We start from the raw sequence: 16,288 nt of genomic DNA on the forward strand, positions 1-16,288 counted from the left end.
AGATTAATGTTTAAAATGACGTTCTCCTGTCGTTACCATAGCAATGCCATGTTTGTTGGCCATATCGATAGAATCTTGGTCTTTAATTGAACCACCTGGTTGAATAATTGCTTTGATACCATGTTTCGCTGCGAGTTCTACCGTATCATCCATTGGGAAGAAACCATCAGAAATCATCGCGACATTATCATCAATACCAATTGCTCTTTCAATCGCAATTTCAGCAGAACCTACACGATTCATTTGTCCTGCACCAATACCAACAGTTTGTTGTGGATTGCTGAGGATCACCGCGTTACTTTTAACTGCTGCAACAACTTTCCAGCCTAAGAGCATCGCATCCCATTGCGCTTCAGTAGGCTCTGCATCAGTTACGACTTTCATATCTTCACGAGTGATTGTAGAGTGGTCTTTCTCCTGAACGAGATAACCACCAGAAACAGATACGAACTCTTCTTCATCATCATTGACTGACATATCAATTTCTAGCAAGCGGATATTCTTCTTCTGTTGTAATACATCAAGTGCATCTTGAGAGAATTCCGGTGCAATGACGACTTCTAAGAAGATACTGTGTAATTGCTCAGCAAGTTCTTTACCTACTGGACGGTTAAGCGCAACGATACCGCCAAAGATAGATTGACTATCCGCCTCATAAGCGCGGTTGTAGGCTTCTTCGATAGTGTCGCCCACACCTACACCACATGGGTTCATATGTTTCACCGCTACTGCAGCTGGCTGTTCAAAGGATTTCGCCAATGTTAATGCAGAGTCTGCGTCTTTAATGTTGTTAAAGCTTAATTGTTTACCATGAAGCTGTTTTGCTCCCGCAATCGTATTCGGAGCATCAGATTCACGTACGAAGTAAGCAGATTGTTGTGGATTCTCACCATAGCGCAGTGATTCTTTACTATCTTTAAAAAAGTTAACAATCGCATGATCGTAAGCATTCGTATGTTCGAACACTTTAATCATCAATGATTTACGATACGCTTCATCTAACTCGTCGTTTCGTAGTCGTTGGATCACTTCATCATAATCCTCAGGATGTACAATCGTTGTCACATGTTTGAAGTTCTTAGCTGCCGCACGTAACATCGTTGGCCCACCGATATCGATGTTCTCAATTGCATCCATTTCTGTTACATCCGGATTCGCCACTGTTTCTTGGAAAGGATAAAGATTGACGACTACCATATCGATGAGATCAATATCTTGCTCTTTCAATTGATCAAGGTGTTCAGATTTATCACGATCAGCCAATATACCACCGTGAACTGCTGGATGTAATGTTTTAACTCGTCCATCCATAATTTCGTCAAACTGTGTTAACTTTGAGATCGATTGAACAGGTACACCTGCTTCTTCGATTGCGCGCATGGTACCTCCAGTAGAATACAATTCGTAGTCCAATTCAGTTAATGCTTGCGCGAAATCTACGATACCTGCTTTATTCGATACACTTAATATTGCTTTCTTCATTACGTTATTTCGCCCCTCTTATTGAATAATTTCAGCTATGACTTTCGGATAAAGTTCATATTCGAGTGATTTCACTCGTTGTTCTAAGTCTGCTTTCGTATCATCTTCATAAATTGGGCACTGACGTTGCTCAATAATTTGGCCCGTATCCATACCACTATCAACATAATGGACAGTAGTTCCGGTTTCTTTGTCACCACTAGTAAAAGCTTGTCCAATCGCATCAACGCCCTTGTACTTCGGTAACAATGACGGATGGATATTCAATATTCTACCTTCATACGCGTCCAAGATGGTTGCGCTGATCAACTTCATATATCCTGCTAGAATAATCCATTCAACGCCCTCAAGTTGTAACTGCTTAAGGATCGCTTGCTCATAGTCAGCTTTAGAGTCGTAGTCTTTCAATACTGTGATGTGAACATCTAAATCAAATTGCTGCGCACGCTGGATACATTCCGCTTCAACTTGATCAGTATACAGTGCAGTAACCTCAATATTAGGTAATTCACCTGCTGTCACACGTTGCATAATGTTTTCGAAATTTGTGCCTGAACCAGAGGCAAAGATTGCTACTTTAACCATAGATTAAACACCTTTCACCGTAATCGGTTCTTCTGCTTCAGTTATCGTACCGATATGGAATGCTTCAACATCTTCTTTGGCTAGGATGTCTATCACGCGTTCAACGTCTGCTTCATCTACAACTAACGTAAAGCCGATACCCATATTAAAAACATTGTACATTTCATCTGTCTCAATGTGTCCTTGTTGTTGAATCCAATCAAAAACTGGCGGTGTTGGGAAAGTAGTTACATCGACTTCAGCAGATTTGCCTTCTGGTAATGCTCTAGGGATATTTTCATAGAAACCGCCGCCTGTAATATGTGTCATCGCATGAATCTTCACTTGTTCTTTGACTGCAAGTACAGGCTTAACATATAAACGTGTTGGCTCAAGGAATACATCTAAATAGGATTTACCGTCAACGAATGTATCATTTAAATCAATATCCGATTGTGCAATCAAACGACGAACGAGACTATAACCGTTAGAGTGTACACCACTTGAAGCCAAGCCAATAATTGCTTGGCCTGCTTGTACGCTACTGCCATCGATGTACTCATCCTTTTCAACAGCGCCAACTGCAAATCCAGCTAAATCGTACTCACCTTCGTGATACATTTCACCCATCTCAGCAGTTTCGCCACCGATTAATGCCGTATTTGTTTCTTCACAACCATCACTGACACCTTTAACAATCTGTTCAATCACTTCGGGAACAACTTTATTCGTTGCAATGTAATCTAAGAAGTAAAGTGGTTCAGCACCTGTCGTTAAGATGTCGTTCACACACATCGCGACAGCATCGATACCAATCGTATCGTGTTTGTCGTGGTCAATCGCGAGTTTCAATTTCGTTCCTACACCGTCTGTACCAGAGACCATGACCGGCGCTTTCATGTTGAGTTGAGATAAATCAAATGTCGCGCCGAAGCCGCCAAGACCACCAAGTACTTCAGGGCGCATTGTTCTCTTTACGTGACTCGACATACGTTCTACTGCTTCGTAACCTGCGTGAATGTCCACGCCAGCTTCTTGGTATGATTTAGACATTAAGATTCCCCTCACTATCAAAGTATTGTTTGTTCTGCGCTAAATATGCTTTCTGTCTCTCACTTAAGTTGGCTTTGTAGTCCGCTTCATAATCATACAAACCTGCAGGATAATCGCCAGTAAAGCTTTCTACACATAATCCGCTATATGGTGAATCTACATCAAGTCCGATAGAATCAATTAAGCCATCTACTGAAAGATAGGCCACAGAATCCGCACCGATGTGTTCACAAATCTCTTCTGGTGATTTGTTCGCAGAAATAAGTTCAGCTGTCGTAGATACATCGATACCATAGAAACTTGGGAACATGAACTCTGGAGAAGCAATACGCACATGAATTTCTTTGGCACCTGCTTCTTTCAACATGCGGACGATACGTTTACTTGTTGTACCGCGCACGATTGAATCATCGACGAGCACGATATTTTTACCATGCACGATATCTTTAACAGGTGATAACTTCGTACGCACACCTTGTTCACGTAATTCTTGTGTCGGTTGAATAAACGTACGTGCTACGTATTGGTTTTTAACAAGACCCATCTCATATGGTAATTTCATCTCTTCAGCGTAGCCAGACGCTGCAGATAATGAAGAGTTAGGTACGCCGATAACCATATCTGCAGTTTCAGCCGGACTCTCTTGCGCCAAACGTTTACCTGACGCTTTACGCACCGCATGAACGTTCTTTCCTGCAATCGTTGAATCCGGACGTGCAAAGTAGATGTACTCCATAGCTGAAATGGCTGTGTTTGTATGTTCTGTATAGCTTTCCACGCGGATACCTTCGTCATTGATGACCACGTATTCACCTGCATGAATGTCACGTACAAATTCTGCACCGAGTACGTCAATTGCACATGTTTCACTTGCGATGATATAAGCGCCATTCGGCATTTCTCCCACAACTAACGGGCGAATCGCATTTGGGTCTACAGCTCCATAAAGTCCTTCTTTAGTTAAAATAGCGAACGTAAAGCCACCTTTAATAATACGTAGACTTTCTTTTAAAGCTTCTTCAAAGGTAGGTTGCTTACTGCGACGAATCAAGTGCATAATCACTTCTGTATCAGATGAAGAATGGAAGATGGCACCTTGATGTTCTAACTCTTGGCGTAAGCTTTGTGCGTTGATTAAGTTACCATTGTGGCACACCCCAACGCTCATATCATAGAAATGATACAAGAACGGTTGAATATTCTCGATTCCTTTATTTCCTGAAGTTGCATAGCGAACGTGACCAATGGCATATTGATAGTCTTGTAAGTGGCTCATCTTCGTCTTGTTGATGGCATCTGTCAGCAAACCTAAACCACGTTCACTGACAAATTCCTTACCATCTGAACAAACGATACCTGCACCTTCTTGACCACGATGTTGTAAACTGTGTAAACCCATGTAAGTCAATTGTGCTGACTCAGGGTGATTCCAAATTCCAAACACGCCACATTCTTCGTTTAATCCGTTGAAGTCATACATTGAGGAATTGCTCCTTCCCATGCTTGTTTTAATTGATCAGCATTGCGTGAAATTGTAGTTGAACCGTTCTTCACAGTGAAGGATTGGTCGTTAGTGATGTGACCAATTTTAACTGCATCTGGCATATCAAATGATTGACCCTCTTTAACTGTAACTAAGTAACGGCCTTGTGTTTCACTAAAGAGTTGTGCATCTGAAACGTCTAGTTCGACATCTAAGCCTAAATCGTAATGAGCGCTGAAACGAGCAAGTGTGATGAGCAAGCCACCTTTACCTACTGTTTGAACATGTGATAACACACCATCTCTAACCGCTTGTGCGATGTGTTCACCTTTAGCTACTTCGTCAGATAAATCAATCGCTTCAAATTCGTGATTGACTGAACCGTGAAGTAACTTCTCAATTTGACTACCACCGAAATCATCACGTGTACCGCCGACGAGATAAACGTCTTCGCCTTGAGTTGGATGGAAGTCTTTCAAGTAATCGATATCTTCAATCAAGCCAACCATACCTACGACAGGAGTTGGGAAGATCGACGTCTTCGGTGTTTCGTTATAAAGCGAAACGTTACCAGAAACAACTGGTGTCTTCAATGTTTCACAAGCTTCAGCCATACCTTTCGTAGAGTCGATGAGTTGTTGATAAATTTCTTTCTTCTCTGGAGAACCGTAGTTTAAGCAGTCTGTCATTGCTAGTGGTTTCGCACCGACTGCAATTAAGTTACGATACGCTTCAGCTACGACCATCTTACCGCCTTCGTATGGTTGGTTGAAGACGTAGCGTGCTTCACCGTCAATCGTTGAAGCAATGGCTTTGTTCGTACCTTCAACACGTACGACAGAAGATTGCAATCCTGGCTTAACAATCGTATTCGCACCAACTTGTTGATCGTATTGTTCGTAAAGATAGCGCTTAGAAGCGATTGTTGGATGTGTAAACAATTGATCAAATGTTTGTTCAACATCAACTTGGCTATAATCATTTTTAGACGTATTAAACTCTTTCTCTTCCCCTTCAAGGATATATTCAGGTGCTTCGTCAGCGAGCGGTTGAACTGGAATATCTGCGTACACTTCGTCTTCGTAAGTGAGGACGAAGCGGTCAGTATCTGTCACTTCACCAATTACCGCGCTGTCTAACTCATGATCTTCAAAGAGGTCTAAGAATTTTTGTTCTGTACCCTTTTCAACTACAAGCAACATACGCTCTTGCGTTTCAGATAACATCATTTCGTATGGAGAGATGCCTTCTTCACGAACTGGCACTTGATCCAATCTTAAGTGCATACCACTGCCACCTTTAGCAGCCATTTCAGAAGAAGATGATGTCAGACCAGCAGCACCCATATCTTGAATACCAACGAGTTCTTTATATGTAATGGCTTCAAGTGTAGCTTCCATCAGTTTCTTACCAACAAATGGGTCACCGATTTGTACAGAAGGACGTTTGCTTTCGCTTTCTTCGTTTAACTCTTCTGATGCGAATGTCGCACCGTGAATACCATCGCGACCTGTCTTCAAGCCGACGTAAATCACTGAGTTACCTTTCCCCTTAGCTGTACCTTTCTGAACCATGTCATGATCGATGACACCTACACACATCGCGTTAACGAGTGGGTTACCGTCATAGCGTTCGTCGAATTCGATTTCACCTGCTGTAGTTGGAATACCGATACAGTTACCGTAACCACCGATACCTGCGACGACGCCGCGTAACAAACGGCGATTCTGTTTCTCAGTTAATTCACCGAAGCGTAAACTGTTGAGCAAGTTGATTGGGCGTGCACCGATAGATACAATGTCACGGATAATACCGCCGACACCTGTAGCAGCACCTTGGTAAGGTTCAACTGCAGATGGGTGGTTGTGAGATTCTACTTTGAAGACCACCGCTTGTTTGTCGCCAATATCTACGACACCTGCCCCTTCACCAGGACCCATGAGGACATGTTCGCCTGTCGTTGGGAACTGTTTCAAGAACGGCTTAGAGTGTTTGTAGGAACAGTGTTCACTCCACATCACTGAGAAGATACCAATTTCTGTAAAATTCGGTTGGCGTCCGAGAATCTCGCACACTTTGTCGTATTCTGCGTCTGTGAGTCCAAAGTCTTTATATAGCTTCTCTGTTCTAATTTCTTCACTGCTTGGTTCGATAAATTTAGACATTTTGTTCCCTCCAACTTTTCACCATGGCTTCGAATAACTTCATACCACTATCAGTACCTAAGATTGCTTCAAGCGCACGTTCTGGGTGTGGCATCATACCGCAAACGTTACCGCGTTCGTTAACAATACCTGCGATGTCTTCATGAGAACCATTTGGATTATCAACATATTTCAAGATGACTTGATTGTTGGCATGTAAATCATTGTAAATCTCATCTGTACAATAGTAATGACCTTCACCGTGTGCAACTGGATAAACGACCACTTCATCTTTGCCGTAGAGATGAGTAAAAGCTGTGTCGTTATTCACTACTTGTAATTCTTCGTTTCTGCTGACGAATAAATGCGAATCGTTATGTAGCAAAGCACCTGGAAGCAAACCAATTTCTGTGAGAATTTGGAAACCATTGCAGACACCCAATACAGGCTTACCCTCTTCTGCTAAACGTTTCACTTCTGTGATGACTGGTGCCACGCTCGCTACCGCACCTGAGCGTAAATAGTCACCGAATGAGAATCCACCTGGGATGAGTACGCCGTCGAAACCTGCAAGTGATGTTTGACGATAATCTACATATTCTGCATCGACACCTGCTTTAAGTGCAGCATTCAGCATATCACGGTCGCAGTTCGATCCAGGGAATCTAAGCACTGCAAACTTCATTAGAAATTCTCCCCTTCTTCAACAACTTTATAGCTATATTCTTCAATGACTGTATTCGCAAACAATTTCTCACTTAAAGTTGTCACGATATTATCCACCGCTTCATCTGACGCTTCATCCACTGTTAAGTAAAGTACTTTACCCACACGAATATCGTTGACTTGTTCGTAACCTAAATCGTGTACTGCACGTGTTAATGCTTGTCCTTGCGTATCTAATACTTGTGGTTGTAATGTGATGTGTAATTCGATTTTTTTCATTATTCTACGTCCTCCAATTTAGTTAAAAATGCTTGATAAACATCTAAGATTGAACCTCTATCTTCACGATAAACGTCTTTATCAAAGTTCTCGTCACTGTCCAATGCCCAAATACGACATGTATCCGGAGAAATTTCATCAGCGAGAATAATCTTGCCATCCTCTGTACGACCGAACTCAATCTTGTAATCCACGATTCTTAAATCCATCTTCGCCATAAGCGCTTTTAAGTGTTCGTTGATACCTAACGCTGCTTCTTTTAGCGTAGCGATTTCGTCATCATTCGCTAAGTTGAGTAATTTCACGTGATCATCTGTAATAAGTGGATCGTTGAGATCATCATTTTTATAGAAGAATTCCACGAGAGGTTGCTCAAATTCATGTCCTTTGTCGAAACCAAGGCGTTTAGTGATAGAGCCTGCTGCGATATTGCGAACTACGACTTCTAACGGAATGATTTCTACCTTTTTAACTAACTGTTCAGTGTCAGAGAGTTGTTCGATAAAGTGACTTTCAAGACCTTGTTCTTTCAAATATTGAAAGATCTTAGAAGTGATGAGGTTGTTCAAACGACCTTTACCTTCTAAATGGTCTTTTTTAGCGCCGTTGCCAGCTGTAACTTCATCTTTATACTCCACACGAAGTACATCATCTTGTTCTGTAGTAAAAATACGTTTCGCTTTACCTTCATATAATAAAGACATTATTGGTTTCTCCCTTCAAAACGTTGTAGCATTTCTCGTTCAGTTTGATCGACATCGTTCGTTAAGATCGTCATGTGCCCCATCTTACGGTCAGGTTTACGCGTTGTCTTACCATAGATGTGCACGTGCCATTCTGGATGGTCACCAAATTGATCTTCAAGTAAATCTAAATCACGGCCGAGTAAATTCATCATGACTGCCGGTTTTAATATTTCAATCTCTTGAGGTAACTGCTGACCAGTCACAGCAAGGATATGCGTATCGAATTGAGAATAATCACACGCTTCAATTGAATAATGGCCTGAGTTATGAGGTCTTGGCGCGATTTCATTGACATAAAGATGATTATCTCGATCGATGAAGAATTCAACAGTGAACGTACCTACGAAATGAATATAATCTGTAATCTTCTTCACTTCATCACGAGCTTCAGTTTCTTTATCTGAGCGCGCAGGTACAATTGTTTTAAATAGTATTTGATTTTGGTGTTCATTCTCTTGGAGAGGGAAATAAGTAATTTGACTATTATTACCAATCGTTACAGTTAGTGATACTTCTTTAGCTAAATCAACAAATTGTTCGGCAACACATTCTTGATTCTCAATTAATGTGCGTGCTTCATCTAGGTCGTCTTCACTTTGAACCAAGATTTGTCCTTTTCCGTCGTAACCGCCAAAGCGTGTTTTGACCATAAATGGGTAACCTAATTTGTCGACCGCTCTTTCGATATCATTCGGTTCAGTGAGCTGTTCAAATGGAACAATTTGTGTTCCAGCAGCTTCTAAAGATTGCTTTTCAGTCAAGCGATCTTGGAGCAATTCAATCGCTTGATAACCTTGAGGAATATTGTAGCGTGAAACGAGCGCTTTCAGTTGTGGAGCAGAGATATTCTCAAACTCGTATGTAATTACATCCGATTGCTCACCTAACTGTTCGAGCGCTTCCATGTCATCATATGGTGCATTAATAAATTCATGTGCGACGTGTTGGCATGGACATTCAGCATCCGGATCGAGGACGATCACACGATAACCCATCTTCTGTGCAGATTGAGCCATCATCTTACCTAACTGACCGCCACCGATAATACCAACCGTTGCACCAAACGCTAGTTTATTGAAGTTCACTTTGCATTTCACTCACTTTCTCAGCTAAAGACTTTTCATAATTTTGTAAGTTTTCTTGAACTGAAGTATCTTGAAGTCCTAATATTCTGGCAGCTAAAATGCCCGCATTCTTCGCCCCAGACTTACCGATAGCTGTTGTAGCAACAGGAATACCACCTGGCATTTGTACAATAGAAAGTAATGAATCCAAACCTTGTAGCGCTTTAGATTCAATCGGTACACCAATAACTGGAAGTGTCGTCATTGAAGCAATCATACCTGGAAGGTGTGCAGCGCCTCCAGCTCCTGCAATGATCACGTCGTAACCATTGAGTCGTGCTTCTGACGCGAAATCTACCATTAATTTAGGCGTACGATGTGCAGACACAACTTGTTTATCGTACGGAACGCCTAATTCTTCTAACATCTGACAACTTTCTTTCATCGTAGCCCAGTCAGATGAACTACCCATGACAACTGCCACTTTCATTATGAACACCCTTTCAAAGATTTGAAATTCACATTGCTTAAGTTGTATATTACATGTATAAGGATAACAACAATTTACGAGTATTTCAATTTAAAATCGAACTTTATCTGAATTTCTTGCGTCAATTTACGTTTATTACTATAAATTTGATTGACCTACTCGGGAAATGTAAGGATAGAGTGAATCTAAACAAGGAGGATTTGGTTTATGTCTGCTAAGGTATTAGACGGTAAACAAATTGCAAAAGATTATCGACAAGGACTTAAAGATCAAGTTGAGGAATTAACTTCTAAAGGTTACACTCCAAAGTTATCTGTTATTCTCGTAGGTAACGATGGTGCAAGCTTAAGTTATGTTAAATCTAAGAAAAAAGCTGCAGAAAAAATTGGTATCACTTCAGAAATCGTACATTTAGATGAAGATACTTCTGAAGAAGAAGTGTTAAAAGAACTTGATCGTTTAAACAATGATGATTCAGTAAGTGGTATCCTCGTTCAAGTACCTCTTCCTGATCAAGTTAGCGAACAAAAGGTATTAGAATCTATCGACCCAGCGAAAGACGTAGACGGATTCCATCCTGCTAACATCGGTAAACTTTATATCGATGAACAAACTTTCGTACCTTGTACTCCACTTGGCGTAATGGAATTACTTAACCACGCTGATATGGATTTAGAAGGTAAAAATGCTGTCGTTATCGGCCGTAGCCATATCGTAGGCCAACCTGTTTCTAAATTACTTTTACAAAAAAATGCGACAGTAACAATCTTACACTCACGTACAAAAGACATGCATGCGCACCTTAAAGACGCAGATGTCATCGTAAGTGCGGTAGGTCGTCCAGGACTCGTAACGAAAGACGACGTTAAAGAAGGCGCTGTAGTCATCGACGTAGGTAACACACCTGATGAGAACGGTAAACTTAAAGGTGACGTTGAATACGACGAAGTGAAAGAAGTTGCCGGCGCTATCACTCCAGTTCCAGGCGGTGTAGGCCCAATGACAATCACTATGGTACTTAACAATACGTTATTAGCTGAAAAAATGCGTCGCGGAATTGAATAATTCCTATCATTATATGGAGAAAGCAATTAAGTATAATTCGTAATTGCACTTTAGACCTTTCATAGTATTTAGGATAGAAAGGTACACACTGTTCTAATATGAATTAAATATTTACGTTTCATTATGTATATAAGGATAGAATTAGGATTGTATTAAATTTCCAATTCTATCCTTATTTTTTGTTAATATTTCTATAAAAGTAAAAGAGTCTGAGATATAAATAAAACTTACTAATTTTCAATGTCTATCCAAACTTTATAACGCTACATTAATATCTAAATACTTGTATTTTCGTTACTGCATTAGCGAGTTCTTTCATATTATATAGATATAGTTATCTCTCTAAATTGAATATATTCAAAAATATTTTTTATCATTTCCACCTGTACAGCTTCTTATCATTTCAATACTTCGCCCTACTTTCCTAAATTAAGACCATAGTATGATGTATTTTCAATTCGTATAAAGTATAGTATAGTTAACACTAAGTTGTGACTTGATACGGAGGTAAATCGTTATGAACAAATTACTACAGTCATTATCAGCTATTGGAGTCTCAGCAACATTGGTTTCTCCTAACTTAAATGCCGAAGCCACAGATAATTCCACACCTGCAATCAAAGGAGCTAAAGACGTCGTTGTAGAAAAGGGTTCTGAATACAACGTCCTCAATGGTATTACTGCCTTTGATAAAGAAGACGGCGATTTAACCGATCAGATTACCGTAGAGGGTCACATTAATACGAACCAAGTGGGTAAATATAAAATCGCTTATCAAGTGAAAGATTCAGACGGTGGCGTGGATACTTCAACTCGCTACATCGAAGTCAGATAAGTCTGTCAGAACCTCATTCATTACATCCGTTTAATCCATTCATAATGAATATCTTCATTTTGGAATATAATTTCTATCACAAGTCAAAACGCCTACTTACACTGTCGCATTAAAGTGTGATGAGTTAGTATTTGGCGCTATGTATCACTAATTTTATAAAATTGACGATAGTCACAAAATGTACACATAAATTTAACAATTGCTTCAAAGCCCGTCAGACGCCGTGTCTGTAGGGCTTATTTTAAATTTACAACAATTTTTTTGCCGTAGGTACTTGTAAATATTCCGTAATATCTTAAAATTGATGATAAGCCCTACAATTGTAGTATTAGGAGGTCAAAAAAGTGTCAAAATTTAAGTCTTTGCTTCTATTATTTGGCTCACTAATTTTACTTAGTGGCTGTTCAAACGTAGAAGTCTTAAACCCAAAAGGGCCAATAGCAAGCGACTCTAAATTCTTGATTATGTATTCAATCATTTTCATGCTTGTTATTGTCGCAGTGGTGCTTATCTTATTCGCTGTATTCCTTTTTAAATACCGCTTAAAAGGAAATGACGAATCAGGTAAAATGCATCACAACTCTTTAATCGAAACAATTTGGTTTATTGTTCCGGTTCTTATCGTAACTGCTTTAGCGATTCCAACTGTTAAATCGCTTTACACTTACGATGCACCACCGCAAAAAGATAAAGATCCAATCGTTATCTACGCAACAAGCGCTGGTTATAAATGGTTCTTCTCTTATCCAGAAGAAAAAATTGAGACAGTTAACCATTTAACAATCCCTAAAGATCGTCCTGTTGTCTTCAAGCTCCAATCTATGGACATGATGACAAGTTTCTGGGTACCACAACTCGGTGGTCAGAAATACGCAATGACAGGAATGACAATGGATTGGACATTAACTGCGGATCAAACTGGTACATTCCGTGGACGTAACTCGAACTTCAATGGTGAAGGTTTCGCACGTCAAACATTCGATGTACATTCAGTAAGTCAAAGTGACTATGACAAATGGGTAAAAGATGCTAAGAAACACAAAACACTCGATCAAGATACGTTCGACAAACAACTTTTACCTACTACTGAGAACAAGAACCTAACATTCAGTGGTACACACATGGCATTTGTTGACCCAGCGGCAGATCCAGAGTACATCTTCTACGCTTACAAACGTTATCACTACGTTCAAAAAGATCCTAACTTCAACTCTGAAGAAGAGATCAAGAAAGATGTATTGGACAAACCAGATAAAGACAAACCTGCTCGTAAACATCAAATCACAAATGCTAACTACAAACGTCACGGTATGTCAGAAATGATCTTACCAAACGACAAACCATATAATAATGAGTTCAAGAAAAAAGAACATCATAATATGGATGAAATGGAAAAAATCTCTAAAGGTGCTAAAGATGACAAAGAGTCTAAGCACGACAAAGATCATGAACATGGAGGTGGACATTAATGAATTTTCCATGGGATCAATTGATAGTACAAGGTAACTGGATGATTACAGCGGCTCAAATTGCTGCGCCATTCTTAGTCATCGCGCTAATCGCTGTAATTAGTTACTTCAAATTATGGAAATATCTATTTAAAGAATGGTTCATGTCCGTTGACCATAAGAAAATTGCGATCATGTACTTAGTCTGTGCTGTATTAATGTTCGTCCGTGGTGGTATTGATGCGATGCTCATTCGTACTCAATTAGTAATGCCAGACAATAAGTTCTTGGAATCTAACCACTACAATGAAATCTTTAGTACACACGGTGTTATCATGATTATCTTTATGGCAATGCCTTTCGTATTCGGTTTATGGAACGCTGTTGTTCCACTTCAAATCGGTGCACGAGACGTTGCCTTCCCAGTACTTAACAACGTAAGTTTCTGGTTATTCTTCTCAGGTATGATTTTGTTCAACCTTTCATTTATCGTAGGTGGTTCACCTGCAGCAGGTTGGACTAACTATGCACCACTTGCAGGAGAATTCAGTCCAGGACCAGGTGTCAACTACTACTTAATTGCGATTCAGATTTCTGGTATCGGTACATTGATGACTGGTATCAACTTCTTCGTAACAATCTTAAGATGTAAGACACCTACTATGAAATTTATGGAAATGCCAATGTTCACTATCACAACGTTCATCACTACATTGATCGTTATCTTGGCGTTCCCAGTTTTAACAGTAGCATTAGCATTATTCACTATCGATAGAATCTTCGGTACTGATTTCTTCACTGTTGCTAACGGCGGTATGCCAATGCTATGGGCAAACTTCTTCTGGGTTTGGGGGCACCCCGAAGTTTATATCGTTATCTTGCCAGCATTCGGTATCTACTCAGAAATTATTCCGACATTTGCGCGTAAACGCTTATTCGGTCATAAGAGTATGATCTGGGCAACAGCAGGTATCGCATTCTTAAGTTTCTTAGTATGGGTTCACCATTTCTACACAATGGGTAATGGTGCGTTAATCAACTCATTCTTCTCAATTACAACAATGATGATCGGTATTCCTACCGGTGTTAAATTATTCAACTGGTTATTCACTTTATTCCAAGGTCGAATTACCTTTGAATCACCAATGCTATTCTCACTAGCATTTATCCCTAACTTCCTACTTGGTGGGGTTACAGGTGTAATGCTAGCGATGGCAGCAGCCGACTTCCAATATCACAACACTTACTTCCTAGTGGCACACTTCCACTACACATTAGTTACTGGTGTTGTATTCGCTTGTCTAGCTGCATTAATCTTCTGGTATCCTAAGATGATGGGATACAAACTAAACGAGACATTAAACAAATGGTGCTTCTGGTTATTCATGATCGGATTTAACGTTTGTTTCTTACCACAATTCGTTCTCGGTTTAGATGGTATGCCACGTCGTCTATACACTTATATGCCAGAAGACGGATGGACTACACTTAACGTGATTTCATCTATCGGTGCATTATTAATGGCTCTAGGTTTCTTATTCCTAGTAGCAAGCATCGTTTACAGCCATATCAAAGCACCACGTGAAGCTACTGGTGACAACTGGAATGGCTTAGGACGTACTTTAGAATGGTCAACAGCATCAGCTGTACCACCTAAATATAACTTCGCAGTTACTCCTGATTGGAATGACTACGACACATTCGTCAACATGAAAGAACACGGTCGTCACTTCTTAGACAACCGTAACTATAAAGACATTCACATGCCTAACGACACATCAGTCGGCATTTGGATGTGTCTCTGGTTCACAGTCGGAGGTTTCTTCTTAATCTTCGAAACAATCGTTCCAGCTATCATCTGTCTCTTAGGTATCTTTGGTACTATGATTTACAGAAGTTTCCAAGTCGATCATGGTTACCACATCCCTGCTTCAGAAGTAGCTGAAACTGAAGAACGTCTACGTGAAGAACGTAGAAAAGAAAAGGAGGCTGTAAGTTATGAGTCATAATACAACAACTATTGATTCACGTTCACATGAAGGTAATTTGAATAAACTTGGCTTCTGGATCTTCCTTACAGCTGAATTTGCATTGTTCGGTACCTTGTTTGCAACGTTACTTACGTTGCAACATGGTGGCGACTATGCTGGCAAAATGACTACAGACCTATTTGAATTACCATTAGTATTAATAATGACTTTCGCATTGTTAATCAGTTCTTATACTTGTGGTATTGCAATTTACTACATGCGTAAAGAACAACAAGGCAAAATGATGTTCTGGATGATTCTCACTTTACTTCTAGGTGCAGTCTTCGTAGGATTCGAGATTTACGAGTTCGCGCACTATGCATCTGAAGGTGTGAATCTGACAATCGGTTCTTATTGGTCAAGCTTCTTTATCCTATTAGGAACTCACGGTTGTCACGTAACATTAGGTATATTCTGGATCATTTGTTTATTAATCCAAATCGGTATGCGTGGATTAGACTCATACAATGCTCCAAAATTATTTATCGTAAGTTTATACTGGCACTTCTTAGATGTTGTTTGGATCTTCATCTTCACTGCCGTATATATGATAGGGATGGTGTATAGCGGATGAATACAATAGCAAAACACACAGTTGGTTTCATTGCCTCTATTGTTTTAACGATTCTCGCAGTATTTGTAACTCTATACACTTCTATGACATTAAATGCTAAGATAACTATCATCTTTGGTTTCGCCTTTATCCAAGCTGCAGTTCAATTACTCATGTTCATGCACTTAACTGAAGGTAAAGACGGTAACTTACAAAGCTTCAAAGTTATCTTCGCCATCATCATTACTCTTGCTATCGTTATCGGTACGTACTGGGTAATGCAAGGTGGTCACTCTCACCACTTATAAGATGTATAAGCTGTGAGTATAGAAGGCTTCTCTTCGGAGGAGCCTTTTTCTTATGCTCGAAAACAAATGCTCTTCTTA

Annotated in this window: 16 protein-coding genes; 6 read left to right on the forward strand and 10 right to left on the reverse strand. The window is 40.0% G+C overall.

Annotated features, from left to right (window positions below; genetic code table 11):
- Positions 1-3: 3 nt before the first annotated feature.
- The 10 genes from purH to purE are packed head-to-tail and all read right to left on the reverse strand — an operon-like array spanning position 4 to position 9,971.
- Positions 4-1,482 carry a bifunctional phosphoribosylaminoimidazolecarboxamide formyltransferase/IMP cyclohydrolase gene (gene purH, locus HMPREF2802_RS05030; RefSeq protein WP_070502971.1) on the reverse strand — a complete coding sequence of 493 codons (1,479 nt, stop codon included), beginning with the start codon at positions 1,480-1,482 and terminating at the stop codon, positions 4-6.
- An 18-nt stretch (positions 1,483-1,500) separates the two neighbouring features.
- The gene (gene purN, locus HMPREF2802_RS05035; RefSeq protein WP_049409214.1) at positions 1,501-2,067 is read right to left on the reverse strand and encodes a phosphoribosylglycinamide formyltransferase; all 567 of its coding nucleotides are present in this window, start codon (positions 2,065-2,067) and stop codon (positions 1,501-1,503) included.
- Positions 2,068-2,070: 3 nt separating this feature from the next.
- On the reverse strand, positions 2,071-3,099 hold the full coding sequence (gene purM, locus HMPREF2802_RS05040) for a phosphoribosylformylglycinamidine cyclo-ligase (protein WP_002471942.1): 1,029 nt from the start codon (positions 3,097-3,099) through the stop codon (positions 2,071-2,073).
- A complete protein-coding gene (purF, locus tag HMPREF2802_RS05045; protein ID WP_070502972.1) occupies positions 3,092-4,579 on the reverse strand; it encodes an amidophosphoribosyltransferase in 1,488 nt (495 codons plus the stop codon). The genes purM and purF overlap by 8 nt, the downstream gene beginning before the upstream one ends.
- Positions 4,558-6,747 carry a phosphoribosylformylglycinamidine synthase subunit PurL gene (gene purL / locus HMPREF2802_RS05050; protein WP_070502973.1) on the reverse strand — a complete coding sequence of 730 codons (2,190 nt, stop codon included), beginning with the start codon at positions 6,745-6,747 and terminating at the stop codon, positions 4,558-4,560. Before purL ends, purF begins: the two co-directional genes overlap by 22 nt.
- Positions 6,740-7,411: a phosphoribosylformylglycinamidine synthase I gene (purQ, locus tag HMPREF2802_RS05055; protein ID WP_070502974.1), complete on the reverse strand. Its 672-nt coding sequence runs from the start codon at positions 7,409-7,411 to the stop codon at positions 6,740-6,742. The genes purL and purQ overlap by 8 nt, the downstream gene beginning before the upstream one ends.
- On the reverse strand, positions 7,411-7,671 hold the full coding sequence (gene purS / locus HMPREF2802_RS05060) for a phosphoribosylformylglycinamidine synthase subunit PurS (RefSeq protein ID WP_002471865.1): 261 nt from the start codon (positions 7,669-7,671) through the stop codon (positions 7,411-7,413). The genes purQ and purS overlap by 1 nt, the downstream gene beginning before the upstream one ends.
- Positions 7,671-8,375: a phosphoribosylaminoimidazolesuccinocarboxamide synthase gene (gene purC / locus HMPREF2802_RS05065; protein ID WP_049409204.1), complete on the reverse strand. Its 705-nt coding sequence runs from the start codon at positions 8,373-8,375 to the stop codon at positions 7,671-7,673. Before purC ends, purS begins: the two co-directional genes overlap by 1 nt.
- Complete coding sequence (purK, locus tag HMPREF2802_RS05070; RefSeq protein WP_070502975.1) at positions 8,375-9,502, reverse strand: 5-(carboxyamino)imidazole ribonucleotide synthase; 1,128 nt, start codon at positions 9,500-9,502, stop codon at positions 8,375-8,377. The genes purC and purK overlap by 1 nt, the downstream gene beginning before the upstream one ends.
- Positions 9,489-9,971 (reverse strand): 5-(carboxyamino)imidazole ribonucleotide mutase, encoded by a 483-nt coding sequence (gene purE, locus HMPREF2802_RS05075; protein WP_002471940.1) that lies wholly within the window; start codon positions 9,969-9,971, stop codon positions 9,489-9,491. The genes purK and purE overlap by 14 nt, the downstream gene beginning before the upstream one ends.
- 207 nt (positions 9,972-10,178) lie before the next feature.
- Between purE and folD the strand changes: the two genes are divergently transcribed.
- From folD to qoxD, 6 genes are all read left to right on the forward strand, one after another.
- Positions 10,179-11,036: a bifunctional methylenetetrahydrofolate dehydrogenase/methenyltetrahydrofolate cyclohydrolase FolD gene (gene folD / locus HMPREF2802_RS05080; RefSeq protein ID WP_002471878.1), complete on the forward strand. Its 858-nt coding sequence runs from the start codon at positions 10,179-10,181 to the stop codon at positions 11,034-11,036.
- 517 nt (positions 11,037-11,553) lie between these two features.
- Positions 11,554-11,871, forward strand: coding sequence for a DUF5011 domain-containing protein (locus HMPREF2802_RS05085; protein ID WP_070502976.1), 318 nt, complete (start codon positions 11,554-11,556; stop codon positions 11,869-11,871).
- A gap of 344 nt (positions 11,872-12,215) precedes the next feature.
- Positions 12,216-13,340: a cytochrome aa3 quinol oxidase subunit II gene (qoxA, locus tag HMPREF2802_RS05090; protein WP_049409201.1), complete on the forward strand. Its 1,125-nt coding sequence runs from the start codon at positions 12,216-12,218 to the stop codon at positions 13,338-13,340.
- A complete protein-coding gene (gene qoxB, locus HMPREF2802_RS05095; protein WP_070502977.1) occupies positions 13,340-15,328 on the forward strand; it encodes a cytochrome aa3 quinol oxidase subunit I in 1,989 nt (662 codons plus the stop codon). Before qoxA ends, qoxB begins: the two co-directional genes overlap by 1 nt.
- Entirely contained in the window at positions 15,318-15,923 is a 606-nt protein-coding gene (gene qoxC / locus HMPREF2802_RS05100; RefSeq protein ID WP_070502978.1) for a cytochrome aa3 quinol oxidase subunit III, read from the forward strand. The genes qoxB and qoxC overlap by 11 nt, the downstream gene beginning before the upstream one ends.
- Complete coding sequence (qoxD, locus tag HMPREF2802_RS05105; RefSeq protein WP_040806519.1) at positions 15,920-16,210, forward strand: cytochrome aa3 quinol oxidase subunit IV; 291 nt, start codon at positions 15,920-15,922, stop codon at positions 16,208-16,210. The genes qoxC and qoxD overlap by 4 nt, the downstream gene beginning before the upstream one ends.
- Positions 16,211-16,288: the final 78 nt, after the last annotated feature.

The organism is Staphylococcus sp. HMSC071G07, assembly GCF_001811435.1.
GTDB lineage: Bacteria > Bacillota > Bacilli > Staphylococcales > Staphylococcaceae > Staphylococcus > Staphylococcus pettenkoferi.

Bases quoted from the DNA above. Each gene is read 5' to 3' on its own strand.
- purH (WP_070502971.1), bottom strand. From the start codon at position 1,482: ATGAAGAAAGCAATATTAAGTGTATCGAATAAAGCAGGTATCGTAGAT.
- purN (WP_049409214.1), bottom strand. From the start codon at position 2,067: ATGGTTAAAGTAGCAATCTTTGCCTCTGGTTCAGGCACAAATTTCGAA.
- purM (WP_002471942.1), bottom strand. From the start codon at position 3,099: ATGTCTAAATCATACCAAGAAGCTGGCGTGGACATTCACGCAGGTTAC.
- purF (WP_070502972.1), bottom strand. From the start codon at position 4,579: ATGTATGACTTCAACGGATTAAACGAAGAATGTGGCGTGTTTGGAATT.
- purL (WP_070502973.1), bottom strand. From the start codon at position 6,747: ATGTCTAAATTTATCGAACCAAGCAGTGAAGAAATTAGAACAGAGAAG.
- purQ (WP_070502974.1), bottom strand. From the start codon at position 7,411: ATGAAGTTTGCAGTGCTTAGATTCCCTGGATCGAACTGCGACCGTGAT.
- purS (WP_002471865.1), bottom strand. From the start codon at position 7,671: ATGAAAAAAATCGAATTACACATCACATTACAACCACAAGTATTAGAT.
- purC (WP_049409204.1), bottom strand. From the start codon at position 8,375: ATGTCTTTATTATATGAAGGTAAAGCGAAACGTATTTTTACTACAGAA.
- purE (WP_002471940.1), bottom strand. From the start codon at position 9,971: ATGAAAGTGGCAGTTGTCATGGGTAGTTCATCTGACTGGGCTACGATG.
- folD (WP_002471878.1), top strand. From the start codon at position 10,179: ATGTCTGCTAAGGTATTAGACGGTAAACAAATTGCAAAAGATTATCGA.
- HMPREF2802_RS05085 (WP_070502976.1), top strand. From the start codon at position 11,554: ATGAACAAATTACTACAGTCATTATCAGCTATTGGAGTCTCAGCAACA.
- qoxB (WP_070502977.1), top strand. From the start codon at position 13,340: ATGAATTTTCCATGGGATCAATTGATAGTACAAGGTAACTGGATGATT.
- qoxC (WP_070502978.1), top strand. From the start codon at position 15,318: ATGAGTCATAATACAACAACTATTGATTCACGTTCACATGAAGGTAAT.
- qoxD (WP_040806519.1), top strand. From the start codon at position 15,920: ATGAATACAATAGCAAAACACACAGTTGGTTTCATTGCCTCTATTGTT.